Source organism: Caulifigura coniformis, assembly GCF_007745175.1.
GTDB lineage: Bacteria > Planctomycetota > Planctomycetia > Planctomycetales > Planctomycetaceae > Caulifigura > Caulifigura coniformis.
Genome location: NZ_CP036271.1, coordinates 1,763,619 through 1,788,104, shown reverse-complemented (window position 1 = coordinate 1,788,104; position 24,486 = coordinate 1,763,619). Strand labels below are relative to the sequence as shown.

The 24,486-nt window shown below is 63.5% G+C and carries 19 protein-coding genes; 8 read left to right on the top strand and 11 right to left on the bottom strand.

Annotation, left to right across the window (positions count from 1 at the left end; all coding sequences use genetic code 11):
- Window positions 1-32 precede the first annotated feature (32 nt).
- Window positions 33-803 (bottom strand): triose-phosphate isomerase, encoded by a 771-nt coding sequence (gene tpiA, locus Pan44_RS07000; protein WP_145028610.1) that lies wholly within the window; start codon window positions 801-803, stop codon window positions 33-35.
- 191 nt (window positions 804-994) lie between these two features.
- On the opposite strand from tpiA, the gene polA reads away from it, so the two are divergent.
- Complete coding sequence (gene polA / locus Pan44_RS06995; RefSeq protein WP_145028608.1) at window positions 995-3,703, top strand: DNA polymerase I; 2,709 nt, start codon at window positions 995-997, stop codon at window positions 3,701-3,703.
- Between the two features lie 21 nt (window positions 3,704-3,724).
- Here polA and Pan44_RS06990 read toward each other — a convergent pair whose 3' ends face one another.
- Genes Pan44_RS06990 through Pan44_RS06980 form a run of 3 tightly spaced genes read right to left on the bottom strand, consistent with a single transcriptional unit; the run spans window position 3,725 to window position 7,837 of the window.
- Window positions 3,725-5,602, bottom strand: coding sequence for a carboxypeptidase-like regulatory domain-containing protein (locus Pan44_RS06990; protein WP_145028606.1), 1,878 nt, complete (start codon window positions 5,600-5,602; stop codon window positions 3,725-3,727).
- A gap of 48 nt (window positions 5,603-5,650) precedes the next feature.
- Window positions 5,651-6,673: a DUF2314 domain-containing protein gene (locus tag Pan44_RS06985; protein ID WP_145028603.1), complete on the bottom strand. Its 1,023-nt coding sequence runs from the start codon at window positions 6,671-6,673 to the stop codon at window positions 5,651-5,653.
- An 18-nt stretch (window positions 6,674-6,691) separates the two neighbouring features.
- Window positions 6,692-7,837, bottom strand: coding sequence for an AraC family transcriptional regulator (locus Pan44_RS06980; RefSeq protein ID WP_145034932.1), 1,146 nt, complete (start codon window positions 7,835-7,837; stop codon window positions 6,692-6,694).
- A gap of 241 nt (window positions 7,838-8,078) precedes the next feature.
- Between Pan44_RS06980 and Pan44_RS06975 the strand changes: the two genes are divergently transcribed.
- The 3 genes from Pan44_RS06975 to Pan44_RS06965 all read left to right on the top strand — a co-directional run bounded on the left by Pan44_RS06975 (window position 8,079) and on the right by Pan44_RS06965 (window position 13,455).
- Complete coding sequence (locus tag Pan44_RS06975) at window positions 8,079-10,901, top strand: serine hydrolase (RefSeq protein ID WP_145028601.1); 2,823 nt, start codon at window positions 8,079-8,081, stop codon at window positions 10,899-10,901.
- A 303-nt stretch (window positions 10,902-11,204) separates the two neighbouring features.
- Window positions 11,205-12,479: a GNAT family N-acetyltransferase gene (locus tag Pan44_RS06970; protein WP_145028599.1), complete on the top strand. Its 1,275-nt coding sequence runs from the start codon at window positions 11,205-11,207 to the stop codon at window positions 12,477-12,479.
- Window positions 12,480-12,567: 88 nt separating this feature from the next.
- Window positions 12,568-13,455, top strand: coding sequence for a cupin-like domain-containing protein (locus Pan44_RS06965; RefSeq protein WP_145028597.1), 888 nt, complete (start codon window positions 12,568-12,570; stop codon window positions 13,453-13,455).
- 142 nt (window positions 13,456-13,597) lie between these two features.
- Here Pan44_RS06965 and Pan44_RS06960 read toward each other — a convergent pair whose 3' ends face one another.
- The 6 genes from Pan44_RS06960 to rpmJ all read right to left on the bottom strand — a co-directional run bounded on the left by Pan44_RS06960 (window position 13,598) and on the right by rpmJ (window position 17,599).
- Window positions 13,598-14,206: a putative metallopeptidase gene (locus Pan44_RS06960; protein ID WP_145028596.1), complete on the bottom strand. Its 609-nt coding sequence runs from the start codon at window positions 14,204-14,206 to the stop codon at window positions 13,598-13,600.
- A gap of 226 nt (window positions 14,207-14,432) precedes the next feature.
- Window positions 14,433-15,011 (bottom strand): bL17 family ribosomal protein, encoded by a 579-nt coding sequence (locus Pan44_RS06955; protein ID WP_145028595.1) that lies wholly within the window; start codon window positions 15,009-15,011, stop codon window positions 14,433-14,435.
- Window positions 15,012-15,087: 76 nt separating this feature from the next.
- Window positions 15,088-16,104 carry a DNA-directed RNA polymerase subunit alpha gene (locus tag Pan44_RS06950; protein ID WP_145028594.1) on the bottom strand — a complete coding sequence of 339 codons (1,017 nt, stop codon included), beginning with the start codon at window positions 16,102-16,104 and terminating at the stop codon, window positions 15,088-15,090.
- 232 nt (window positions 16,105-16,336) lie between these two features.
- On the bottom strand, window positions 16,337-16,732 hold the full coding sequence (gene rpsK / locus Pan44_RS06945; RefSeq protein ID WP_145028593.1) for a 30S ribosomal protein S11: 396 nt from the start codon (window positions 16,730-16,732) through the stop codon (window positions 16,337-16,339).
- A gap of 229 nt (window positions 16,733-16,961) precedes the next feature.
- Window positions 16,962-17,348, bottom strand: coding sequence for a 30S ribosomal protein S13 (gene rpsM, locus Pan44_RS06940; protein WP_145028592.1), 387 nt, complete (start codon window positions 17,346-17,348; stop codon window positions 16,962-16,964).
- A 134-nt stretch (window positions 17,349-17,482) separates the two neighbouring features.
- Window positions 17,483-17,599, bottom strand: coding sequence for a 50S ribosomal protein L36 (gene rpmJ, locus Pan44_RS06935; RefSeq protein WP_145028591.1), 117 nt, complete (start codon window positions 17,597-17,599; stop codon window positions 17,483-17,485).
- 773 nt (window positions 17,600-18,372) lie between these two features.
- On the opposite strand from rpmJ, the gene Pan44_RS06930 reads away from it, so the two are divergent.
- Window positions 18,373-18,840 carry a GNAT family N-acetyltransferase gene (locus tag Pan44_RS06930; protein WP_145028590.1) on the top strand — a complete coding sequence of 156 codons (468 nt, stop codon included), beginning with the start codon at window positions 18,373-18,375 and terminating at the stop codon, window positions 18,838-18,840.
- A 117-nt stretch (window positions 18,841-18,957) separates the two neighbouring features.
- On the opposite strand, the gene Pan44_RS06925 is transcribed toward Pan44_RS06930, so the two are convergent.
- Window positions 18,958-20,196, bottom strand: coding sequence for a coiled-coil domain-containing protein (locus tag Pan44_RS06925; RefSeq protein ID WP_145028589.1), 1,239 nt, complete (start codon window positions 20,194-20,196; stop codon window positions 18,958-18,960).
- A 412-nt stretch (window positions 20,197-20,608) separates the two neighbouring features.
- Between Pan44_RS06925 and Pan44_RS06920 the strand changes: the two genes are divergently transcribed.
- The 3 genes from Pan44_RS06920 (at window position 20,609) to Pan44_RS06910 (ending at window position 24,412) form a co-directional block, all read left to right on the top strand.
- The gene (locus Pan44_RS06920; RefSeq protein ID WP_145028588.1) at window positions 20,609-21,115 is read left to right on the top strand and encodes an acetolactate synthase; all 507 of its coding nucleotides are present in this window, start codon (window positions 20,609-20,611) and stop codon (window positions 21,113-21,115) included.
- A 235-nt stretch (window positions 21,116-21,350) separates the two neighbouring features.
- Entirely contained in the window at window positions 21,351-22,589 is a 1,239-nt protein-coding gene (locus Pan44_RS06915; protein WP_145028587.1) for a hypothetical protein, read from the top strand.
- Between the two features lie 590 nt (window positions 22,590-23,179).
- The gene (locus Pan44_RS06910) at window positions 23,180-24,412 is read left to right on the top strand and encodes a hypothetical protein (RefSeq protein ID WP_145028586.1); all 1,233 of its coding nucleotides are present in this window, start codon (window positions 23,180-23,182) and stop codon (window positions 24,410-24,412) included.
- Window positions 24,413-24,486: the final 74 nt, after the last annotated feature.

Here is a 24,486-nt window from a genome sequence, read left to right as displayed (position 1 = left end):
CAACGACCGGGCTTTCAAGGACTGGATTCGAATTACTTGGACGCAGCTGCTGCGGCTTCGATGATCGGCAGGAACGCCTTGCCGGTCAGGCTCGCGCCGCCAACCAGAGCCCCGTCGATATCGGTCTGCTGCATCAGCGTCAGGGCGTTGTCCGCCTTCACGCTGCCGCCGTACAGAATGCGCATCGCCTGTGCAGCTGCGGGATTGTAACGGGAGGCCAGCCACTTGCGAAGATGGGCATGCGCGGCCTGGGCCTGTTCCGGAGATGCGGTTTTTCCGGTCCCGATCGCCCACACCGGCTCATACGCGATCACGATGTTTGCCAGGTCGGCCTCGGAAACCCCGTCCAGGCCCCCGTTCATCTGCTCGTCCAGCACCTTCTCCGTCTGGTTGGCTTCGCGGTCGCTGAGCAACTCGCCGACGCAGAGCACCGCCTGCAAGTCCTTGGCACAGACGGCTTTGAGCTTCTTGTTAATCAGACCGTCGGTCTCGCCCATGATGTGCCGCCGCTCGCTGTGGCCCAGCAGCACCGACGTGCATCCGCAGTCCGCCAGCATGTCCACCGCGGTCTCACCCGTGAACGCGCCAGGCGCTTCATGGGACGCGTTCTGGGCTCCGAGCCGAATGGCGGAGCCGGCCAGGGCGTCACGCACCGGAATCAGGTACGGAAACGGCGGACAGACGAGGATGTCCACTTTTTTCGCCGCCTCGGCGCTTCCGGTCGCCAGTTCCTTGGCCAGGGCCGTGGCGACGGAGGCCACGGTGTTCATCTTCCAGTTTCCGGCAACAAGAAATCGGCGCATGGCAGTGAGGCGAAAAGACAGACGTCAGCGTGAGAAATCGAATCGGGAAACGTAGCGAGTTTGGCCCCCGATGTGAACCACATCCGGAAACGCGTTCTGGACGAAGGGCGGGCGGAGCTGCCTTCCGGGGTGGGCAGCTTAAAGGCCGGGCAGCAACTAGAATCGCGATCCCTTCTTCTCGCGAGCTGCCGGTGTCTGAAACACTCTATATCGTCGACACGTTTTCCCTCGTCTTCCAGGTGTATCACGCCATTCGGCAGCCGATGACCGGCTCCCGCGGGCAACCGACGAACGCCGTCTTCGGATTCACCGGCGACCTCGAACACCTCCTTTCCGAGAAGCGGCCGACGCACCTGATCCTGGCGATGGAGTCCCAGGGGCCCCAGACCCGCACCGAGATGTTCCCTTCGTACAAGGAGCATCGCTCGGAGATGCCGGAGGACCTCCGGCCGCAGATCCCGATGATTTTCGACGTGGTCGCCGGATACCGCATCCCCGTGCTGCTCAGCGAAGGCTGGGAAGCGGATGACGTCCTGGCCACCGTCGCCTGCCGGGCCGCGGAACGCGGAATGGATGTCCGGATCGTCACCGCCGACAAGGACGCCCGACAGCTCATCGGGCCGAAGGTGAAGATCTACAGCATCCGCAAGAAGCAGTTTTACGATGAAACGGAACTGCTTGCCGACTGGGGCGTTCGCCCCGACCAGGTCATCGATTTCCAGGCGCTCGTCGGCGACAGCGTCGACAACATTCCCGGCGTCCCCCAGGTTGGCCCGAAGACGGCCACGCAGCTCATCCAGCAGTTCGGCACTCTTGACGCCATCCTGGCCAACCCCGCCGCGGCCAAGGTCCGCAGCAAGGCGGTGATCCAGAACCTCACTGACTACGCCGACCGCGCCCGCATGTCGCGCGAACTGGCCAGGCTCAACTGCGATCTGCCGCTCGAAATCGATTGGGAAGCGGCGCGCGTCAAAGAGCCCGACTGGGAACGCCTCTACGAGCTGTTCACCGACTACGGATTCCGCCGATACGCCTCGGAAGCCCAGATGCGGATGAAGGAAGGCCGCAAGATCCTCAAGCCGGAAGAACACGTCCGGCAGTGGTTCACGATCCGCGACTGGCAGCAGTTTGAGCAGTTCTACGCGGCCATGTCGATCCAGCCCGCCATCTGCTTCGACCTCGAAACCACCAGCACCGACCCCATGCAGGCCGACATCGTTGGCTGGGCCTTCAGCTGGGAAAAGGACGTCGGGTACTACATCCCCGTCGCCGGCCCGCCGGGGGATCAACTCCTCGACGCCGCGGAAGTCCTGAAACGGCTGAGTGAAGTCCTTGGCGGATCGACGCATCCCGCAAAGCTGCTCAATCAGAACATCAAGTACGACCTCCTCGTGCTTCGCCGGGCGGGCGTCAACGTCGACTGCGAACGGATCGGCCTCGACCCGATGATCGGCGATTACCTTCTGGATGCCGGCGCCCGGAGCCATGGTCTCGATGAGCTGTCGAAGAAATACCTGCAGCGCGAAGTCATCCCGATTTCAGACCTCATCGGTTCGGGCAAGAAGCAGCTCAAGATGTTCGAAGTCGAGGTCGACCGCGCCGCCGAATACGCGACGGAAGATGCCGATGTCGCCCTCCAGATTGCGGGCGTCATTGAAGAGAAGCTGCACAAGGAAGGCCTGTGGGACCTCTACTGGACGCTGGAACGGCCCCTCATTGCCGTGCTTGCCGACATGGAGTTCCAGGGAATTCGCGTCGACGTCGAGGAGCTGAAGCGCCAGAGCGATTCCGCCGCGAAGCGCCTCGAAGAACTGATGGGCCAGATCCACCAGATTGCCGGCCGGGAGTTCAACATTGCGTCGCCGAAGCAGCTGGCCGAAGTGCTGTTCACCGATTTGAAACTCCCCGTCATCAAGCGGACGAAAACCGGCCCGAGCACCGATGAGGAAGTGCTGACGGAACTGGCGTCGAAGCACGAGCTCCCCGCGCGGATCATCGAGCACCGGATGCTGTCGAAGCTCAAGGGGACGTACCTCGATGCGCTCCCGGCGATGGTCAACCCGTTCACGGGGCGCGTGCACACATCGTTCAGCCAGGTGACCGCCGCGACGGGCCGGCTTTCGTCGAGCGATCCAAACCTGCAGAACATTCCGATCCGCACCGAGGAAGGCCGCCGCGTGCGGAAAGCATTCGTACCGTCGGAGCCCGGCTGGAAGCTGGTGTCGGCCGACTACTCGCAGATCGAGCTGCGGATCCTGGCGCACTACTGCGAAGACCCGGTGCTGATCGAAGCGTTCCGGCGCGGCGACGACATTCACCGGCTGGTGGCCGCTCAGGTGTTTGAAGTCCCTCTCGAGGACGTCACTTCCGACCAGCGCCGCATCGCAAAGGCCGTCAACTTCGGCGTGATCTACGGCCAGACCTCATTTGGCCTGTCGGCCGTGCTGGGGATCCCCAAGGAAGACGCCCAGACGTTCATCGACGGCTACTTCCAGAAGTACTCCCGCGTGAAGGCGTTCATCGAGGCGACGCTCGATGAAGCGCTCGAGAAGGGCTACTCGACCACCATTCTGGGACGACGGCGCGAGGTGAGCGGCATTCGCCCGAAGCGGTGGGGCAACATGAACCTGCCGGAACGGACCGCCGTCAACGCCGTGATCCAGGGCTCCGCAGCCGACCTGATCAAGAAGGCGATGATCCACGTCCATGGCCGCCTGAAGCGCGAGAACCACCCGGCTCGGCTGCTGCTGCAGATCCACGACGAACTGCTGTTCGAGTGCCCGGAGGCGCAGGTCGACTCGCTGATTGCACTGGCGAAGGGGGAGATGGAAAGCGCGATCGCGTTCCGGGTTCCGATCGCGGTGGATGTGAGCGTCGGGGACAACTGGCTGAAGGAGTGATCGCGAGGGCTCCTGCCGCATTCACAATGGCGGAACCGGGACTTCATATTCCGTCTGCTCGATGAGCTCGAAGGGAATCCCGGGGGCGTCTTTCGTCGGCGCCAGTTCGTAACGGCCGGGGCCGACGAGGACGGAGAAGGCCCCATCGGGTTTGAGGTCGAGTTGAATCTCGTCGACCGCGCGAACGGGCGTGATCGAACCGTCGCCCGGCAGGTTCACGTCGCGCCTGGCGTTCAGGTCGTCACCGACGAGCCGGAGGACGGGCTTCTCCTTTTCGAGCCACTCCGCGCGAGGGGGAAACTTGCCGAAGACGCGGATCGCCGGACGCAGGTAGAGGTCGATGTCATTGGCCGGGACCTCAAAGCTCTCGATGACCCGCTCTTCCGCCGCGCTGACCTGCTTGCCGTTGCGCGACAGGGCCACGAACAGGTAAGCCTGCCCGACGGGTACGGCGAGTTCGAAGCGTCCTTCGTGGTCGGCAACGCCGTTGCAGTAGTCGGACTTCTTGTTGAACCCGCCGCCGCGGGAGATCACGAAAACATCGCGGGCCGGCTGGCCCTCGATATCGAAGACACGGCCGCGAACGATCGTTTTGCGTTCCACGCGAATCGTCTGGAGCTTGGATGACGCCTCCTGAACCGTGAGTTCGGCATCGGCAAACGAATACTGGCGTCCCCAGCCAGAGAAATTCACCTTGTCCTTCTGCCATGCGGGCAGCCAATCGAAGGTGACGAACCCCTCTTGATCGGTGAACTGCATTTCCCGGGCATGCAGATGGGTGAGGTTGAAGCTGCCGCCCTGCCCCTCCTTATTCAGCACCCAGGGATTGAGCGGACTGAGTTCGGCCGGGCGATCGAACTGATCGAGAATCCTGAATTGAACCGGGGCCTGCTTCGACAGCTGGAGCCTGACCGGTTGATCGGTCGCGAGGACGGGTTGCGCGTTGCCGCGCGTCGAGCCGAATTCGCGGGAACCGACGTAGTCGAGACCTGCTCCGTGTTTCCAGGCGATCACGGCTTCGACTTCGAGATCGGCGGGGATCTCCAGCAACGATTCCCCTGCAGCGGACGTCATCGAGCCATCGTATGGGAATCCGCCGCCGATCAGGACAACGCGCGCACCAGGGACCGGCTGCTGGTCGGCCCCCGTGACATGGACGGTCGCGCGCCTCACCGGCTTGAGCGTGATCTTCGGGGCCTTCTGATGAACTCCGATCCCCAAACCGTGACCGACGTGGATCCAGCCGCGTCGCCCGCCGTCTTCGTCCCACGCTTCAACCTCGAGCTTGCCGTTTGCCGGCAGGGTTGCGGTGAACCGTCCGGCCTCATCGGTCGACGTGAACATGACCCAGGCCCAGCAATAGAGGCGGACGGCGGCACGGGGAACCGGTTTCCCGGCCTCATCCAGTACCTGGCCGTTCACCAGCCAGCGCCCCTGCTCGAATGATCCACCACGTGGGCTGGGGCCCCAGCGGAAACCATCAATCTGGATGGCGCCTTCATGGCTCGACACCGGAGCGGGACGCCCGGCCATGGCGGTCGGCGGTGCCAGAAGTTCCTGCAGAGCGGCGCGGAGTGTTTCCGCTTTCAAACGGGCGGGTGCGGGATCGGACAGAATGACCTTCCGGGCCATCAGCGTCCCCAGGTCGATCCGGATCGAGACGCTGCTTTCACGAGACAACTGCCGGAGCGCGGCATCGAGATCGGGCCCCTTGAGCTGTAGGTCGATCGGGCTGTCGATCGCCTGCTGCGCAGCCCGAGTGGCGGCCGAGAGATCGGGCAGCGCCGGAGGGACCAGTTCGCCTCTGCAGGGAGACGCGACGACGACGAGCGCCAGCATGATGACGGGGCGCAGGCTCCACGCGCGGACGCGATGACTTCCCTGTGCTGCGGTCCGCATGTGCTGTGCTCCTTCGCTTCGATTCTCGATCCGTGCCGGCCGGAGACGTCACCCGCCCGAGGAGGATGCGTTTCCACCCGACTCCGGTTTCTGGTCAGCCCGTTCCCGGGAGATGTCTTCCACCACCTTGATCGTGAACCCGCCGTGCATAATTTCCTTCTCGTCGAAGTAGATCCAGTCGTTCAACTCGCTGGCGGATGTCCGCACGCGCGAGCCAAGCTTGAGCTGGCCGAGGTCCATCGGGTCGTTGGCGAGCGTTCCCAGGATCGTGTCGTTCTCGATCGCGGTGACTTCGATCCAGATGAACTCCGTGTTCCCTCCCGCTGTGATCGGGCTTTTCACCGAGAAGTGTGCCGGGCCTCGTGTTTCGAACGCCTCGACAAACTCGGGCCAGCGCCTTCTCGCTTCGTCGACGGCCGCCTGCATGCGCGGGTCCTCACCGTCGACGGCGACGACCGGCGCATAGCCCTCTTCCGTCACCGCCGCGAACGGATCCTTGCTCTTGAGCAGTTCTTCCAGCTTCTCGCCACTGGGATAGATCCGCTCCTGGTCCGGGATGAGCAGCGCCAGCGTGTTGTCGTCGACGAGCTTCGACATCAGCCAGCCGCACATCCGGTACGCTTCGCGAACCTCCTTGTCCGGGCTGTCGGCCGTGATGTCCGTGGCGTCGCAGGAGATCCACGCCGTGTGACGCCCGAACAGGGAACTCAGCCGCATGTCGGTGATCTTCGACGACACCTCTTCGACATCGTCGACATACGGGCGGTCGAACATGTTCACGAAGAACATCCGGTCGCGATACCGGATGAAGATCGTCGTCGGCGATCCCACCACGAATCCGTCGGCGCCAGTTTCCTCCTCGGCACTCAGATCGGCATTCCACGCTTCTGAGGCCAGGCGGGCGATCGTATGCGATTCGAGCTGCACCGGTTCCGCGAGCAGCGCGACAAACGAGATCAGCCGCGTCTCGTCCTCGGCGTTCTCTGTGCCGGTCGCCGAGGGACGTTTGTTCGGAGGAAGCAGCCAGTTGAAAAACCGGCCCCACCATTCACGGGAAAACCACTTCGCCATGCTTCGATCCAGGTCGGGTTAACGTCCTTCGCGGAGAGCGCTGGGACGGATGCCGAGGTACCTCCGGAACGCACTCGCCAGTTGCGCCCCGCTGCAGACACCGCTCGCCGTCGCGATCTCGGCGACCGACAGGTCGGTCTCCACCAGCAGCTTCCGGGCATGCTGCAGCCGCGTCCGGCGGATCTCTTCCGCAGGACTCCGGCCCAGGATATTCCGGAACCGCTGTTCGAGCGATCGCCGCGAGATCGGAAACGCCCTCAGGATATCCGAAACGCGAATCCCTTCCGCGGCCCGGTCCCGAATGTACTGCACAATCTGGGCGAGGTCGCGGTCTTCAACCGCCAGGATCTCCGTCGAGTGCCGCGCAATCACCCGCAACGGCGGAATCAGCACCGGCTGCTGGGGAACCGGGCCGCCCTCCATGATCGTTCTCAGCATCTCGCAGGCGGAACGGCCAATCTTGTGGCAGGCGAGCTCCACGCTCGAGATACGCGGCGACGCGATGTTGCACAGCAGGTCGTCGGTATCACCCGACAGTACTGCGATGTCATCCGGAATCCGGACTCCCTCGAGCTGGCAGATCTCGATCAGCTGGCGGGCCGGATAAGGATCGGCCGCAAATACCGCGAGCGGCCGCGGCAGGGATTTCAGCCACGCGGCGACCAGCGCCTGGTTGCCGTCCCAGCCGACCTGCCTGTTCCTGGGAGACGTGAAGATCTCGCACGAGTAGCCGGCCTTCTGGGCCACGCGCTGGAACGCCAGCGCCCGGTCGTGCGAGTAGCGGCCAAGCGGCGGCGAATAACAGGCGAAATGCTCGAAATGCCGGCTTTGGAAATGCTCGAATGCCATCGCGGCCCGGGCGTCGTCGTCAGTCGCCACGCGGCCCAGCCAGCGGTCTTCGGGCATCTGGATCGAGACATCGACCGCCGGGACGCCGGCCGCCTTCACATGCCGCTGAAGCGCCGAGTCGCGCAGGGAAACGATGGCCCCGTCCCCCTTCCAGCGCGTCGGAAGCCGCAGGCGATGCTGTGCGTCGCGCGGACAGATCAGCAATGTCCAGTGGTTCTCATGGGCGTAGCGGGCGATCGATTCGACGACTTCCCGCCCCCAGCTGTCATCTGTCTCGACGAGGACTGCCACCCGCTTACTGGCGCCGTTCAGCATCACTGCCACCTGTCACCCCTGCCGCAAAAGGCCTCGTTCACGCGGAGTCCATGGAGCGCTGCAATCATGTCGGTTGGCAATCGGCACGACCGCCTGACGAAAACAGGATGTCGTATGCGCCTGCCGAACGCTACGCAAAATCGTAAGTGCTCTGCGCATCGCTCGCGTGCATTGGGCCGCGGTTTTCGTATCGTGAAGCCGCGACTCGAACGGCTGAATATTCTCTCGGAGCCTTCCGGCCATGCTGCGTTGTGCGATCGCTGTTGTTCTCGTCCTGGTTTCTCCGGCCGCGTTCGCTCAGGAGCAGTACGACGTGCTGATCCGCGGCGGACGAATTGTCGACGGCTCGGGCGCCCCATGGTACTACGGCGATGTCGCGATCCGCCGCGGGCGGATTGCCAGGCTCGGACACATTCCCGCCGACGCCAAGGCCGAGAAAACGATCGACGCCAAAGGGCTGGTCGTCGCCCCCGGCTTCATCGACATGATGGGCCAGTCCGCCACCCCGATGCTTCGCAGTACCGATTCCGCCCTCAACCTGCTGGCCCAGGGGGTCACGACGATCAATGCGGGCGAGGGATCCTCGGCCGCGCCGCTCGCCGGAGAAGAAGCCGTCTCGCAGGGCTGGTCGACGATGGCCGAGCACTTTCAACTCCTCGACATCAAGGGGCTCCCCGTCAACGTCGTCCAGACCGTTGGCCACACCCAGGTCCGCCGCCTCGTTTTGGGCGACGTCGATCGGCGCCCGTCCACCGAGGAACTGAAGAAGATGCAGGACCTCGTCGACGAGGCAATGCAGGCGGGAGCGATCGGCGTGTCCACGGCCCTCATCTATCCGCCCGCGACCTACGCCTCGATGGAGGAGATTGCCTCGCTGTGTGAAGTCGCCGGGAAGTATGGCGGGCGCTACTACACCCACATGCGCAACGAGGGGGACCGCCTGCTGGATGCGATCGACGAAGCCATCGAGATCGGCCGCATGGCGAAAACACCCGTGCACATCTTCCACCTGAAGGCGGCCGGCGAACAGAACTGGGGCAAGATGGCGGAAGCCATCGCGAAGATCAAAGCCGCACGGGCCATCGGCCAGCAGGTCGCGGCCGACATCTATCCCTACATCAACAACGGCCTCAATATCACGGCCTTCATCCATCCCCGCCATTCCGCGGAAGGACGCGCGAAGCTGCTGGCCCGCATCGATGATCCGGAGTTCCGGAAGGAAGTCCGGAAGGAAATGGAGACAGTGGGCGGCTGGGAAAACTGGTACCGCCACACCGGCATGAACTGGAACAAGGCCATCGTCGGCCGAACGTCCGACAAGGAGTTCCGCGATTCATCGGGCCAGAGCATCCAGGCCATCGCCGATTCGATGAAGAAAGATCCCTGGGACGTCTTCTTCCAGCTCTGCAAATCCGACAGCTTCGTCCTGCCGCAGTCGATGGCGGAAGCGAACGTGTCGCGCGCGATGCGCGAGGAATTCGTCTCCTTCTGCACCGACGTCGGCCCGGACGACAAGCGCGGCCTGGCCGGGCATCCGCGCTCGTACGGCGCCTTCGCCAGGCTGATCTCGCGGTACGTTCGCGAATGGGGCGTGATCAGTCTGGAGCGGGCTGTCGCCCAGGCGAGCGCCGTCGCCGCCAACGAAGTGCTGGCCTATGACCGCGGACGCATCTCCCAGGGGCTCGCAGCCGACGTCATCATCTTCGACTACGACCGCTTCGTGGATCGCGCGACGTTCGCCGAGCCGAACCAGGTCGCCGAAGGAATGAAGTTCGTCCTCGTGAACGGCGTGACGGTGTTCGAGGACGGAAAGGTCACCGGGAAGAAACCGGGACGCGTCCTGCGCGGACCGGGTTACGACCGCACGAAAGCTCCCTCGAACTATTCCACCGGCAAGGTCGAGCCCGTCGCTCAGGTCTACGACCGGATCTTTCAGAAGTTCATGCGCGACCACAATGCCCCCGGCGGCGCGATGACCATCATCGATCGCGGCAAGGTCGTCGCCAACCGCGGGTACGGCTTCTCCGAAGTGGTCGCCCGCGAGCAGGTGCAGCCCGACAGCCTGTTCCGGATCGCCAGTATCTCCAAGCCGATCACAGCGGTCGCCATCCTGAAGCTGGTTGAACAGGGGAAGCTTCAGCTCGATCAGCCGGTCGTGCCGCTGCTCAAGCAGAAGGCGTTCCTCGAAGGGGATTCCAAGGCTGACGAGCGCGTCGCGAAAATCACGATCCGACATTGCCTGCAGCACACCGGCGGGTGGGATCGGGGCAAGTCATTCGACGCCATGTTCAAGCAGACCGACTTCGCGAAGCTGCTTGGCAAGGAATGCCCGGCCGGGCCGTCCGAGATTATCGAGGTCATGCTCGGCAAACCGCTCGATCTTGATCCGGGCACGAAGTACGCCTACTCGAATCTCGGCTACTGCATCCTCGGACGGATTCTCGAGAACGTGACCGGCGAGGCCTACGAGCCCTACACGCAGAAGCATGTCCTCGCGCCGTTGGGAATCACGCGGATGCGCATCGGGAAGTCGTTCCTGAAAGACCGCGTTCCCGGCGAAGTCCGTTATTACGATCCGGGCGTCAGCCCGTCGGTCTATCAGGCGAACCTCGGAAACGATGTCCCCAGCGCTTATGGCGCATGGTCGCTGGAAGCTCTCGATTCGCACGGCGGATGGATCGCCTCCGCTCACGACCTCGCGACGTTCGCGGCCGCATTTGCCGATCCCGACCATTGCCCGCTGCTCAAGGCCGAAACGATCCGCGAGATGTACAGGAAGCCCGAGAACGTCGAGTTCGACGGCCCCGACAAAACGCTCTACTACGGCCTCGGCTGGCAGGTCCGCACAACGAAGGGTGGAACTCTCGTGATGCAGCACGGCGGCTCGCTTCCCGGCACCGCGACATCGATGGTCCAGCGGGCGGATGGCCTCTCCTGGGCGGTGGTCTTCAACGCCCGCCTGAGCCCGACCGCCACCCACCTGGCGACGGCGCTGAACGAACTGCTCCATGAAGCAGCCGACGCCGCACGGAAGACCAGCGCCTCCTCCTCCGCGGCCCAGTAAGAGAAACACCAGCCGGTCAGCGAAGCGATCACGATCCGCCCGCCGCTTCAAAGCGCCAGGCGGATTGTGGATCGAAAGCCACCTGCAGAACCGGTGAAGCTGAAGCTCTCTTCACACTTCGCTCGTGTGACCGGTCCGGTTGCGACGGTTGTTCGGGTCACACGCGTTGGTGAGGTCTTTCGACAACAGCCCGGCGGCCCCTCTCCGGGTTCTCCCCTGCGTGCCCGTCTCATCGGGCTAGGGTTCGGAAGACGCTGCGGATTGTCGGCCGCAACGCAAGTGTGCACGGACAAATCGGGCGCAATGACTCTTTCCTTGGAAACATTGATCACCGCGGCCCCGCCGGTGGAACCGCGCCCAGGGCTCGTGCCCGCGGGCACCACGCCGCTCCACCGCCTCGATGGCGACCTGTGGGTGGAAGTTGTGGATCTCGCGGCCGCACAGGGCAGACACGCCGAAGCCTGGGACGACCTCGCGGCCAACGCCTGCGATCCCAATGTGTTCTACGAACGCTGGTTCCTCGCTCCGGCCATCGCAGCGTTCGGCGCGGGACGCCAGGTGGCGATTGCCTGCGTCTATCGCGGCAGCACCCGAAAAGATGTCGCCCCCGGAATGGTGGGCCTCTTTCCCATCGAACTCATTCAGCCGCGCTGGCCGGGCGCCCGCTCGCTCAAGCTGTTCTGGAACCAGTACACGTTCCTGCAGACCCCGCTCGTCCGGCTGGGACACTCCGTCGAAACCTGGGAAGCGTTTCTCGCCTGGGCCGATGAACGCTCCGGCTGTGACGTCATTGACCTCCCGCTCGTTCGCGGCGAAGGCGCGGTCGGAAAGGCACTTGTCGAGGTCGCCTATCGCCGGAAGCCGGCCACTCTGATTTCCTCCATTCACACCCGCGCCCTCCTCCGTCGATGCACGTCGGAGGAAGAATGCCTGGCCGCGGCGCTCACCACCAAGCAACGCCACCAGTACGAGCGGCAGGCTCGGCGACTCTCTGAACAGGGCGGCATCGAATATCGCCGGCTCGAGCCGCAGGACGACGCGGCCCAGTGGGTGGAATGGTTCGTCGAACTCGAGTCACGCGGCTGGAAGGGCGAAGCTCGCACCGCGCTCGCGGCCGAGGCCGTCGATTGCGAATTCGTCCGCAGCGCGCTGCTCGCCGCCGCCTCCGCCGGACGCCTGCAGGCGATCGGCATCTGGCAGAACGATCGGCCAATCGCCCTCAAGCTCAACTTCCTCGCCAATCCCGGGTCCTTCGCGTTCAAAATCGCCTATGACGAGGCGTTCGCAAAGTTCTCTCCCGGAGTGCTCCTGGAACTCGAGAATATCCGCGCGTTCCATGAGGGAACCGATGCCGCCTGGATGGATTCCTGCGCCGCGCCCGACCACCCGATGATCAATCGCATCTGGCGCGATCGCGTCCTCTTGCAGCACGTCCTGCTTTCCACCGGAACCCGCAAGGGAGACCTTGCGATCGGCCTGCGTCCGCTCGGCCGGGTGATGCGACGGCTCGTCGGCCGTGGAACCCAGCCTCCGTCCGGAAAGCCGTCCGCAGGCAAGCCCGATTCAAAAAGCAATTGAGAGTTTGTCCCCGGAAACGCCGCCGCAGCGTGCACGCGGCACGGCGGGAACCCCGAAGTCCCGCCCATCCCCCAACTCGAATCCTCCCATGATCGCACTCCAGACACCGCCTGCCGCGTCGCAGCTCCCCGCCCGTGAACGGCACCTGACGATCGACCCCGCCGCCTTCCAGGCCGGCTTCAACCAGACGCCGTTTCTGGTCGGGCATTCGCTCTGCGACCACCCGCTCTTCAAGCTGGAACGACTGCTCGACCTCGCGAAGACTCTTCCAGAGGAGTGCATCGAATACAACGCCGGCCAGATTCCGAAGAGCATCTCCCACGCAGAAACGCCGCGGAACGGACTTTCCCCCGACGAGACGATCCGCCGCATCGCCGAGTGCAAATCCTGGCTCGTCCTCAAATACGTCGAACGCGATCCGGCCTACAGGGTCCTCCTGGATGAATGTCTCGCCCAGGTGGCCGAGCACTCGGAAGGGCTCTATCCCGGCATGTGCCAGGGACAGGCGTTCGTGTTCATCACCTCCCCCGGCTCGGTGACGCCTTTGCACATCGACCCCGAACACAATTTCCTCCTCCAGATCCGCGGGTCGAAGGAAGTGCATCTGTACGACGGTCGCGACCGCGACCTGCTGTCGCACGAACAGCTCGAGCACTTCTACTGCGACCGCGGGCGCAACATGACGCACCAGCCCTGGTTCGAAGAGAAGTCGTGGACATACGACCTGCAGCCGGGATCAGGCCTGCACTTCCCCGTCACCTATCCGCACTGGGTGAAGAACGGCAGCGAGGTGTCGATCTCCTTCAGCATCACCTTCCGGACGCCGGACCTCGATCGCCGCCGGGCACTCTACACCATGAACGCGAAGTTGCGGTCATGGAAGCTGAAACCGCGGGCCGTGGGCGCCAGCCAGCTCCGCGACAACCTGCTCTTCAACGCCTTCCGAGTCGGCCGCAAGCTGGGACTCGGCAAGTAGCACTCCTTCTCATTCCGCAGGAATGAACGACGGATCAGGGGGATCGAGCGGAAAAAGAAAGTCGCGAGCCTGTCCCCGCATGGACATTGGCGCCACGGCTTCGATCCGTTCAATCCTGTTGATCCGTGGTTCCTCCACCGCCTCACGCCGTGCGCGAATCCGGCACGGGGACAAGCTTCGGAATCGGCGTCTGCAGCCCAATGATCCCGCCGTGCCGCTGCTGCAGCGTCTTGAAATCGTGCCGCAGGAACTCGAACAGTTCCGTTTCCGGGCCGAGGGAAAGGTACCGCTTCGCGAACATCTCCATTTCGCGGTCGTACTCTTTCTGGCTGTGCGAGTGGACGTGGTACCGCCCTTCCATCCGCCGGATGTCGCCGTCGAACTTCGGGCTGATGTGATACAGCTCGTGCAGGACGGTGATGAACTTTTCCTTGAACGACTGATCGAGAAACCGCGGCAGGTAGAAGGTGAGGATGTAGGACATCTCCACCTTCCCGATCAGCAGACGCTGCACTGTCCACTGCCGGCCATTGCGGATGGTCGTCCGGGCCCCGTTCTCGAACCGCAGCGGCGTGAGCTTCGCCTGCAGCCCGTGGAGCTGGCGGGTGCGTGTCTGCGCAAAGCAGACGGCCACCCTCGACATATCGATGTGGCTGAATTCCGGAAGCTTTTCCGTGACGTCGACGCACAGCTGGCGGACGGCATCGGTGAAATCGAAAGTCTGTGGACCGGGCGGAACGAACCGCGCCATGGTCAACCCTTCCCTGGCTGGCCGACATTGCCGCACCCGGGCCTCCAGGCAGGGCGGGACAATGCGCTGACGTCTTCGAATTCTGTTCGGACGCCGCGAATGTGTCCAGAGGGATGCCCAATGAAAGACGGCCCGGCGGATTCGCCGGGCCGTCCTGATCAGGTCAATCTCCATGGACGAGTTATTGCACGCGACTCAGTCGCAGGCAACCCGTCTCGTCAGTCGCTCAGGCCTGCTTCGGCTCGACGACCAGCGGAGCCGCCTTCGAGCGCTTGGCCCGGTCGTGCACGCCGACGAACTCCACGAGCGCCTGCTCGCCCGAATCGCCCAGGCGGCGAGCGGCGATGCGGACGATTCGCAGGTATCCACCCTGGCGATCCGCGAACCGCGGGGCCACGGTGTCGAACAGCAGCGAAACCGCTTCCTTGTCCCGGAGGGCGGCAAAGGCGCGACGACGGGCGGCCACGGCCGGAGCCTTGGCCTTCGTCCACTTCTGCCAGCCTTCGCCTTCACGCCACTTCTTCCACTCGGCGCTGTTGCGTTCCGCCTTCGTCGCGAACTGGGCCGCCTGCTCCTCGTAGGGCAGCGACTTCTTCGCAAGCGTGATCAGCTTTTCGACGAAGGGACGAAGTTCCTTGGCCTTCGCGACGGTCGTCACGATACGGCCCTGGACCTTCGGAGCCTTCTTGTCGCCCGGCTCAAACTCGCCGAGCGTGCGGATCAGGCTGGCCGCCATGTTTTTGTACATGGCCGCGCGGTGAGTGCCGGTCCGTCCGAGTCGACGGCCTTTAATACGGTGACGCATGGCTACACAAGTGGGGAGTAGGTGGTTGGTAGTTGGGGGAAATCAGAGCCCGGCGACCACGTCGCCGGGGCCATGATTACCGCGATCCCGCCATCGAGGACGGGACCTTCATTCCGAGACGCAGGCCGATCGAGGCCAGACGCTCTTTCACTTCCTGCAGGGTCGTTTCACCGAAGTTGCGGACCTGCAGCAGCTCGTCGTCGTTGCGGCCGACGAGATCCCGGACCGTGTTGATCCCTTCCGATTCCAGGCAGTTCGTCGCCCGGACGGAAAGGTTCAGCTCGGCCAGGCTCATGCCCAGCCGCTCTTCGAGCTCGAGGTCGATCGGTGCGTAGCCGGTCGCATCGAGCATTCCCTTGAGGCCGGCTTCGGGCGGAAGCTCGGGACCGGTCTCGCGGTAGTTGATGAACGGGTTGAGGTGCTTGCGAAGGATCTTGGCGGCTTCCACCAGCGCCATTTCGGGCGTGACGGTTCCGTTGGTCCAGATCTCCAGCGAAAGCTTGTCGTAGTTCGTCCGCTGTCCGACGCGGGTGTCTTCCACCTTGTAACGGACGCGGGTCACCGGAGAAAACGCGGCATCCAGCGGGATGACGCCCAGTTCCGGCATCTTTTCGTAGTGCTCGGCCGCCGGGATGTACCCGCGGCCGTTCTCGACCGTCAGCTCGACGTTGAACGGCACGTCGTCCGTCAGCGTCGCGATGATCAGGTCCTTGTTGATCACTTCCACCTGGTCGTCGGCAATGACATCGGCGCCGGTCACCACGCCGCGCGTCCGCTTGTCGATCCGCAGGGTCTTCGTGGTCGTGCTGTGGTTCTTGACGACCAGCGACTTCAGGTTGAGGCAGATGTCCGTCACGTCTTCGACCACGCCCGGGATCGTCGAGAATTCGTGCTGAATTCCCATGATCTTGGCACGTGTCACAGCCGAGCCTTCGAGGCTCGACAGCAGAATCCGACGCAGGCTGTTGGCAATGGTGTGACCGAAACCGCGCTCAAACGGTTCGGCGACGAACAGGCCGTAAACGGCCGTGGCGCCTTCTTTGACCTGGGCGACACGGCTGGGCAGCTCGAGATTCCGCCAACGGATACGCATTCAATGACTCCTCGGTAAGCTGACTTCCACAGTGTCTCGGCGGCTCAGTTGTCACGACGCCAGCCCCCCGCTGGTCGCCTGGCCACTGAATTCCGCCCTGCCTGTGGTTTGACTGAAAGAACTGGACTTGCTGCCTCGTCACCCAATGCTGGCTGACGATTCGACCCGGAACTGACGTGGAGGGGACGCAGGTTTCCGGGCGCTTCGCCCTTCCTTGGTTCCTGATGAATTCTCAGACGCGACGCTTCTTCGGCGGACGGCAGCCGTTGTGCGGAAGAGGAGTGACGTCTTCGATGCTCTTGATCGAAACGCCCGAGATCTGCAGACCCGAGATGGCGCTTTCGCGGCCCGAACCGGGCCCCTTCACGCGGACCTCGAGTTCCTTGATCCCGAACTTGCGTGCCTTGTCGGCACAGATTTCCGAAGCCCGCTGGGCGGCGTAGGGCGTGCTCTTGCGGGAGCCCTTGAAGCCCGAAGTGCCGGCTGAGCCCCAGCACAGCACGTCGCCGTTGGTGTCCGTGATCGAGATCACGGTGTTGTTGAAAGTCGCCTTGATGTGAGCGATGCCCCGGCTCACATTCTTGCGGATCTTCTTCTTCTTGTTGTCCGACTTGTTCTGCGTCGCCATATGCGTAACGAGACCCGTGTTCCTGGGTGGGTTCAGTGGAACGAAGCCACCGAAATCTTCGCGAATTGTCGAAATGCCGCCTGCGAGCAGGTCGTCAAATCAGGGCGCCGCCCAATGCGGCCTGCCCCCTTGAGTGGCCGCTCTCCGCCAATCGGGAGAACACCACCCGTCCGCCGTGAACGGCGGACACAAAACAATCCGTCCGCCATCGCTGGCGGACGGGACATGATCAGTGACGTGCGTCCTTGACGCCCTTCTTTCCGGCAACCGTCTTCTTCGAACCCTTGCGGGTGCGGGCGTTGGTCCGGGTCCGCTGGCCGCGGCAGGGAAGGTTCTTCCGGTGACGCGTGCCGCGGTAGCACTGGATGCTCCGCAGGCGGCCGATGTGTTCGGCCGTGTCGCGACGCAGCTGACCTTCAACCTTGTACTCGTTGTCGAGCATCGAGTTGATCCGCTGCACGTCGTCGTCCGACAGTTCACGGGCGCGACGCTGCGTCGGAATGTTCAGCTTCCGGCAGACTTCCACCGCGACGATCGAACCGACGCCGTACAGGTACTGCAGCGAAATATACGTCGGCTTGTCGTTCGGAATGTCGACACCGAGGACGCGTGGCATCAAAAACCCTTTGCTTGTTTCATTCTCTTCGCGGCCGATTGCCCCGAAGTTGCCTCACTGGTGAACGCGGCGAAACAACCCCGCCGGCCATTCGCGGAACACCGGCACAGGCCGGGCCCCGGGAGATTCAATGATTAACCCTGACGCTGCTTGTGGCGGGGGTTGGACGCGCAGATGACGTACACGCGACCCTTGCGACGCACGATCTTGCACTGCTCGCACACTCGCTTGACGCTTGCTCGAACTTTCATGGAACCAATCGCTTCGTCATCGAAAAACGGCCCCACTCCGAAGAGTGAGACGCTGATCAGGATGCCCAACGGCATTCACGCCCTGAAGTCGGATCGTGGAATGTCGACAATTTCTCCGCAGATTGCAACTGGTCAAGCGCAATGCGGCCCCGGCACGGCGGCACGATACCCCGCGCGGGGAAGAATCCGCAAGTGTAGCGGGATTCAGCATCGACGCAACCGAAACTGATTTCGCCCCAGGGGCGGTCATTGTTTCGAAGCGGACAATCACGGCGAGTCGTCACTCTTTTTGTGGCCATTGGGGTGAACGACCACACATTTTCCGGAGTCAATCCGTGACCAGCTGTGCGCGGAAGTCGCGGGCACGGGCAGGGATCGGGAAAACTGCGGAGGTGTTTGACCCCGAGGGGGGCAAGGAGGGCGCGTAGTGTGGGTGGTACTGTACTCCTCGCCCTCTTTCTTCCCCCTGAAGTCTTGCGGAGGGATCGGGAGAGCGTGGGCGGTGCGGACAGGGATCCGGCCGGGCCTCGGTGTCTGACGACAGGTTGACGGTGGTTGTGTTCATAGGTCCTCCATCATCACGGGGGCGGTTGCGCGGGAGGGCCCGGAAGTCGGAAGTGCTTTAGCGGGTGGCGGTTCCGGGAGGGAATCTCCACTGGGCGGCGTCTCGATGCGTTGTCCCTGTTTGTCAGGAGACCTTCGTATCGTGGACAACCGCATTCACGGAATGCGATTCTCCGGAGGACGAGCAACGCGTCGCGGGATGGGACGGAATGAACAGTCACAATGTGCAGCAGGGACTCGGCGACCCCCACTTTCTGGAGGTTCCCTACGGCTCGCCGGCTTACCAGCAGTGTCTCGAACTCCGACGAGTGATCCTGCGCGAGCCGCTGGGACTTGTGTTCACCCAGGTCGATTTCGATCAGGATCGGAACGACGTTCATCTGGCCTGCACCCTCGGGGAACAGCTCGTCGGGTGCCTCGTGCTGACGCCCAGGGAAGCCGGCGAGATCAAGATGCGGCAGGTGGCCGTTGTGCCCGGCCTGCAGGGATTTGGGATCGGCCGGGGGCTTGTCCGGTTTTCGGAAGCGGTCGCCATCGAGCGGGGTTTTACGCGGATGACGCTCCACGCTCGGGAGACCGCGGTCGGCTTTTACGAGAAGCTCGACTACCAGGCCGTCGGCGACGCGTTTGTCGAAGTCACGGTGCCGCACCGCCGGATGCAGAAGGAGCTGAAGTAGGCCCGACGTCCTGGTGAGGCCCTGCGGCCATCGGTACGTGAGCCGCCAACGAGAACCACCCCGGCCGCTCTGCTGCAGCCGGGGTGGTCGGAACGCGAATCCCACTTTCCCGATCGGTCACTCGTCCATCGGCGTGGGGGCCGGACGGGCCGGGGTGTCGAACACTTCTTCGGGGGAGGCGAGGGTCGTCACTTCGCCCCTCACACCTTCCGCGACCTGCGTCGTTGACGGCTGCTGTCCCAGGCGGCGGTCCAGGACCCGGCGGGCTGCTTCCCGCACTTCGTCATCGTCTCGCAGGCCGCGGATTCCCGAGATCTCGGCCAGCGGCGACAGCACCCGGGCGGCACGGGCGATCGTCGACTCCATCAGCACGAGATCCGTGAGCTGCCGGCGGATTCCTTCCATCCCCTTGAGCTGGTCGGCCAGCACGGTCTGGAAGTCGGCCATCAGTTCGAGGTTCTCCACGTTGTCCGCAATCTGGCGGGTCTGGCTGGCGAGCGTCTGTTGCATCTCCACCATCGACACCATGTTGTTGCGGGCTTCATCGACCCGGATCGCCGGGATCGCCGACAGCTGTTCCTGCAGGGCGATCAGCTTGTCGGCCGACGCCTGCGACCGATCCAGGCCGTCCTGGTTCAGCGTGAGCAGGTCCTTCAGGGCGAGCAGCTCGCTCGCGGTGGTGCGGGCCTGCAGCATCCGTTCGCCGGCGACCGAGAGGCCTTTGACGATCGTCGTCATCGACTCCATCTGTTCGCGGGCGGCGGCGATGCTCGCCTCTTCGTTCAGGGCCTGCTGCTTCAGCTGGGCCAGCTGACTGAGGACGTCCTGTGCTTCCGCGACGCCGGCCGCCTGGAGGGGCAGGTTCCGCGACATTTCGGCGATCTTCGATTGCAGCGCGATCGATGCGTCGACGGTGCGGACCGCCTGCTCCATCTGCGGAGCACGGTTCACCAGTTCGCCCTGCAGCTTGTGGACTTTCTCCAGGGCCGACATCGCCTTGTCGAGCCGGCTGCTGTCGCGTTCCACCTGCGTCCGCAGCCGCTGCAGTTCGACCATCGTGTCGCTGGCCGCCCGCAGCTGCGTCTTCTGGGCAGTCAGCCGGGAGAGCAGATCGTTCGTCTGCCCGACGTCATCGGCCGACCCCGCCAGAAGCGTCATCTGCTTCTGGGCGTCGACCATCTGCGCGGTGAGCAGTTCCATCCGGCGGCTGACCGTCTGCCCAACGAGCATCTGCATGATGACCAGCCCCATGGCCAGTCCGCTCAGGAGCGTCGGCCAGTTGAGCTGCTTCAGGAAATCACGGGTGCGGATCAGGGAGTCGGAGATCAGGGATTCGTGTTGTTCGCGTTCAAACACAGCAGGACTCCTTTCAGGGAAGGTTCCACTCAGCCGTCGCCGGGACTGCGGAAGCGCGCAGACGTCCCCCTGGCAACGAGCTTCTTCACGGGCGATCAGGACCCGGTGAAACCGGTGAATTGATTCCAACCGTTCTCACCGCGAGTCCTTGAGCAGATTCGCCGGCCTGTGTGGTATCGCCAGATTCACAGCTGGCGGACGATGAAACCGGGCGGCAAAATTCGCCGCTCCCGGGATCGGGGCTGACGATGCCGGTGGGACGGGTTAGTCCGCCCGCGCCAGGTTTCACTCCCGCCCCCGCCCAGCAGCCACCTCCCCCGGAACCGCTCTGTTCCCCCGGCCGGACGATTCGCTAACGTTCCCGCGCCGCTGCTCCCGAGCAGCTCAACTGCACCTGCTGCCCTGATCGACGATGGCCCATTTCGAAGACACCGGAGAGGGAGAAGGGACCGACGCGAGCACGATGCGCGGCCGCGGATGGCCGTCAATTCGGCAGTTCTGCGTCTTCCTCGAAAATCGCGTCGGCCGGCTGCACGACCTCCTCCGTCACCTTGAGCGGCACGATCTCCGCGTCGTCGGATTGAGCGTCGTCGACAGCGTCGACTACTGCGTCATCCGCATCATCCTGCACGACGTCGACAGGGCCCGGGAAATCTTCCGCCTCTCGAAGTTCACGGTCATTGAGAACGATGTGCTCGGCGTCGTGCTGTCCGACTCCGGCCAGCCCTTCATCGACATCTTCCTGGCGCTGATGTCGGCCGAGCTGAACATCAGCTATGCCTACCCAATTCTCTTCCGGCATGACGGCCGCGGCGCGATGGCCCTGCACGTCGACAACATCGACCAGGCGTCGCATGTGCTCGAAGCGAAGGGGCACACCCTCGTCCGCGAAGACGACCTCCTGAACGACTGGATGTGAGCGCCGGCCCGGGCGTCGCGGTGGAACGCGGCGCCCCGCAGCAACCGGTTCCGGCCTGCCGCATCGATGGTGATTGTGCGCCGTGGGCCGCATGAGTAGCTTGAACTCACTGTAGGCAATCTGCGGAGGATGGGATGCTCCGCGGGCACGGGCGTTAAAGGCACGGTGGGCGTGGGGTCAATGATCCGCCCAGCTCTCTCTCTGTGGTCCTCTTCTTTTCCCGAAGGCCTGAGTCATGCCAAGCGCACTCCAGCGGATGCTCCGTACGTTGACCAAACCGAAGGCCCGTCGTCGGGGCCGAGTCGAGTTTCGACGGGCCGACACGCTCGAAACCCGCATCCTTCCCACGGCCGTTGTCTCCTTCACCGGCACGGCGATGACGATCACTTCCGACACCAGCGACAACAACATCACGGTCGTCCGGGTCGGAAATCAGGTGCTCGTCGACGCGAATGGCGGAACGATCACCGTGGCCGGCAGCGATGTGCCGAACTTCCTGTTCAATCTGAACGGCGCCTTCAACCTGACCGCGAAGTTCAGTGACGGAAACGACGGCCTCACGATTGCCGGCGGCCTGCAGTTGAAGAGCGTGAATATCGCCATGGGAGATGGGGCCAGCAACCAGGTCCTCATTCAAGGCGCCACCCTCACCGGAAAACTGACGGTGGATGCCGACGGCGGCGCTGACGTCGTCGCGGTTCAGGGGACATCCGTCACCGGCACGACCCTGATCGATACCGGCTGGAATAACGACATCCTTCAACTCAGCGAGGTCAATTTCACAGGCGCAACGACGATCAAGACCGATCTCGGCACCGATGTGTTGTTCATCGTCGGCGTGGTCAATCGGGCGAAGTTCGGAGCCAAGCTGACGATCACGACCGGCGACGACAGCGACATCCTGCAGATGAACAAGCTCGACACCAAGGCCATCAGCATCGACACGGGGGATGGCACGGACGTCGTTCTTCTCGCGGACGTCCTGGCCGGCGGCGCTGTCAGTCTGAAAACAGGGTCATCGGTCGACCAGGTCCAGGTGATTGGAGTGATTCAGTCCGGGTCGGGAACCAACGCCTTCGATCTGGGATCGGACACGGACGTTCTCTCTCTCACCCAATGTTCGTTCGTCGCTCCGGTGACGATCAACCTTGGCAGCGGCGTGAACAACTTCGCGTCCATTGACGACGTGTCGTTCAACAACACCTTCACGCTGAGCTCGAAGGGCCAGGCGGACATCATCACGGTCGAGGCGAATGGCGCCGCTCCGGGGCAGACGACGTTCGCCAAAGCGGCGAAATTTAACGTCGGGCTGGTCACGACGGTGACAATCGGGTCTGCCAATCCCGGCAGCATCGCCAAGTTCCTCTCCACCGCGTCATTCACGGGAACAGGCACGCCGAACTCGACTCTCGCCGTCGTCGGCAGCGTCAGCTTCTTCAGCCCGCCCGTCCTCAAGAAGTTCACGCCCGTCTGATCCAGCGGACGTCCAGTTCGACTTGCTGCAAAGCACAAGCGGCCGGGAATGATTGCCCGGCCGTTTGTCGTTTCTGGAACAACTTGCCCATCAGGCCAGGGCCGCGATGCAAGCGGATTGACGGAGCGACAGGTTCCCTCACCTGACGTGACCCGCCATCTGTGGAGGTCGACACTCCGTTGGGGCGCGGCTTCTCCATTCACCAGCGCTCCCGCGTCATCGCCACGCACGTCGGCCTGTGAGGCAACGCTCATGACACGACATGGGCTCTCCGCAACCAGCCCCGCTTGATCGTGTCACCTGTCCTCAGGAAGGTGACACGATCGACCTTCCGGGCGTCTGTTTCACGAACATGTTGACAAATCGAAACGGCGGCCAGGGAAGTTGGCCGCCGTTTCTTTTGAGGACGGATGGTTTTCGCAATTCGTTGCTTAACGGTGTCCGTCGCGACGGTAGCATTCGGCGGTCCTGGGAAGTCCGCGTCGTCTGTGAAGACCTGGTGCTGGGCTGCACTGATGGTCGCCGCAGGCCGCGCCGGGTTCGCCTGGCAAAGGGCTTCACCCCTCTCTCCGACTGGAAGGTCCTGGTTGATGTCGAATGCATTCAGGCAGATGCTGTGTTCGCTGAAGAAGACGGGACCGCGCGGTCGAACGCGATCCGACTGGCGCGGGGCGGAGACGCTCGAGACACGCATCCTGCCCATCGCCACGGTCAACTTCACCGGCTCGGCTCTCACCATCACCGGTGACTCTTCAGACAACAACATCTCGATCTCCCACGTTGCAGGCCAGCTGATCGTCGACGCCAACGGCGGCTTGATCACGGTCGCCGGAAGCGATGTTCCCAGTTTCCAATTCAACCTGAATGGGGCCTTCAGCCTGACGGCCACGTTCGGCGGCGGAAGTGATGTCCTGCAGGTCGCCGGCCTCCCGCTCAAGTCGGTCAGGATCTCCATGGGAGACGGACTTTCGAACCAGGTCACGCTGGAGGGAGTCGCCATCAGCGGGAAACTCGCGATCGACGCCGGCAACGGCGCCGACAGCGTCACCCTCCTGGAAACATCCGTCGCCGGCACGACCTTGATCGACACCGGAACGAACAACGACACCATCGAGATTGGCGATGGCGCCTACATCGGCGCGACAACGATCACGACAGGCCTCGGAACCGATACCGTGCAGATCGGCTCCCTGGAAAAGGCCAGATTCGCTGGCAAGCTGACGATCACCACCGGAGGTGACGCGGATGTCGTTGAACTCTCCGGGCTCGTCACCAGGGGCATCAGCATCAACTCGGGTGACGGCGCCGACACGGTGAACCTCGAGAACATCCTCGCGGACGGCGCTGTCAGCGTGAAAACCGGAAACGACGCCGACACGGTCGGCGTGATGGCGCTGATTCAGTCCGGATCGGGGACCAACGTCTTCGATCTGGGTTCGGACACCGACGTTCTGAACGTCAGCGTGAGTTCGTTTGCGGCCGCAATGTCGATCGATCTCGGGAGCGGCGTGAATAACACAGCGACCATCGGCGACACGGTGTTCAACAGCCGGTTTACGCTGAATGCCAGCGGGCAGGCAGACAGCATCGGCATCGACCCGGTTCCATCCGGAGGCTCTCAAACGACGTTCTTCGGGGCCGCCAGGTTCAACGTCGGCCAGGCCACCGCCGTGGTGATCGGCGCTGGCGACCCCGACACCATCATCAAGTTCCTGTCCCGATGGTCGTTCACGGCAACGGGCACGCCGAACTCGACCCTGGCCGTCGCGGCCAATGTCAGCTTCTTCAGCCCGCCCGTGCTCAAGAAGTTCACCCTGGTTTGATCGAGAGAGCGTTTCGGTCCACCCGCAGAAATGAACAAGCGGCCGGGAGCAGTCTCCCGGCCGCTTGTTCTGGA

Coding starts and splice junctions, on each gene's coding strand:
- Pan44_RS06975 (WP_145028601.1), top strand. CDS start 8,079: ATGCTGCGTTGTGCGATCGCTGTTGTTCTCGTCCTGGTTTCTCCGGCC.
- rpsM (WP_145028592.1), bottom strand. CDS start 17,348: ATGCCACGCGTCCTCGGTGTCGACATTCCGAACGACAAGCCGACGTAT.
- rpmJ (WP_145028591.1), bottom strand. CDS start 17,599: ATGAAAGTTCGAGCAAGCGTCAAGCGAGTGTGCGAGCAGTGCAAGATC.
- tpiA (WP_145028610.1), bottom strand. CDS start 803: ATGCGCCGATTTCTTGTTGCCGGAAACTGGAAGATGAACACCGTGGCC.
- rpsK (WP_145028593.1), bottom strand. CDS start 16,732: ATGGCGACGCAGAACAAGTCGGACAACAAGAAGAAGAAGATCCGCAAG.
- Pan44_RS06950 (WP_145028594.1), bottom strand. CDS start 16,104: ATGCGTATCCGTTGGCGGAATCTCGAGCTGCCCAGCCGTGTCGCCCAG.
- Pan44_RS06985 (WP_145028603.1), bottom strand. CDS start 6,673: ATGGCGAAGTGGTTTTCCCGTGAATGGTGGGGCCGGTTTTTCAACTGG.
- Pan44_RS06915 (WP_145028587.1), top strand. CDS start 21,351: ATGCCAAGCGCACTCCAGCGGATGCTCCGTACGTTGACCAAACCGAAG.
- Pan44_RS06930 (WP_145028590.1), top strand. CDS start 18,373: ATGAACAGTCACAATGTGCAGCAGGGACTCGGCGACCCCCACTTTCTG.
- Pan44_RS06980 (WP_145034932.1), bottom strand. CDS start 7,837: ATGCTGAACGGCGCCAGTAAGCGGGTGGCAGTCCTCGTCGAGACAGAT.
- Pan44_RS06990 (WP_145028606.1), bottom strand. CDS start 5,602: ATGCGGACCGCAGCACAGGGAAGTCATCGCGTCCGCGCGTGGAGCCTG.
- Pan44_RS06910 (WP_145028586.1), top strand. CDS start 23,180: ATGTCGAATGCATTCAGGCAGATGCTGTGTTCGCTGAAGAAGACGGGA.
- Pan44_RS06920 (WP_145028588.1), top strand. CDS start 20,609: ATGGCCCATTTCGAAGACACCGGAGAGGGAGAAGGGACCGACGCGAGC.
- Pan44_RS06970 (WP_145028599.1), top strand. CDS start 11,205: ATGACTCTTTCCTTGGAAACATTGATCACCGCGGCCCCGCCGGTGGAA.
- Pan44_RS06965 (WP_145028597.1), top strand. CDS start 12,568: ATGATCGCACTCCAGACACCGCCTGCCGCGTCGCAGCTCCCCGCCCGT.
- Pan44_RS06960 (WP_145028596.1), bottom strand. CDS start 14,206: ATGGCGCGGTTCGTTCCGCCCGGTCCACAGACTTTCGATTTCACCGAT.
- Pan44_RS06955 (WP_145028595.1), bottom strand. CDS start 15,011: ATGCGTCACCGTATTAAAGGCCGTCGACTCGGACGGACCGGCACTCAC.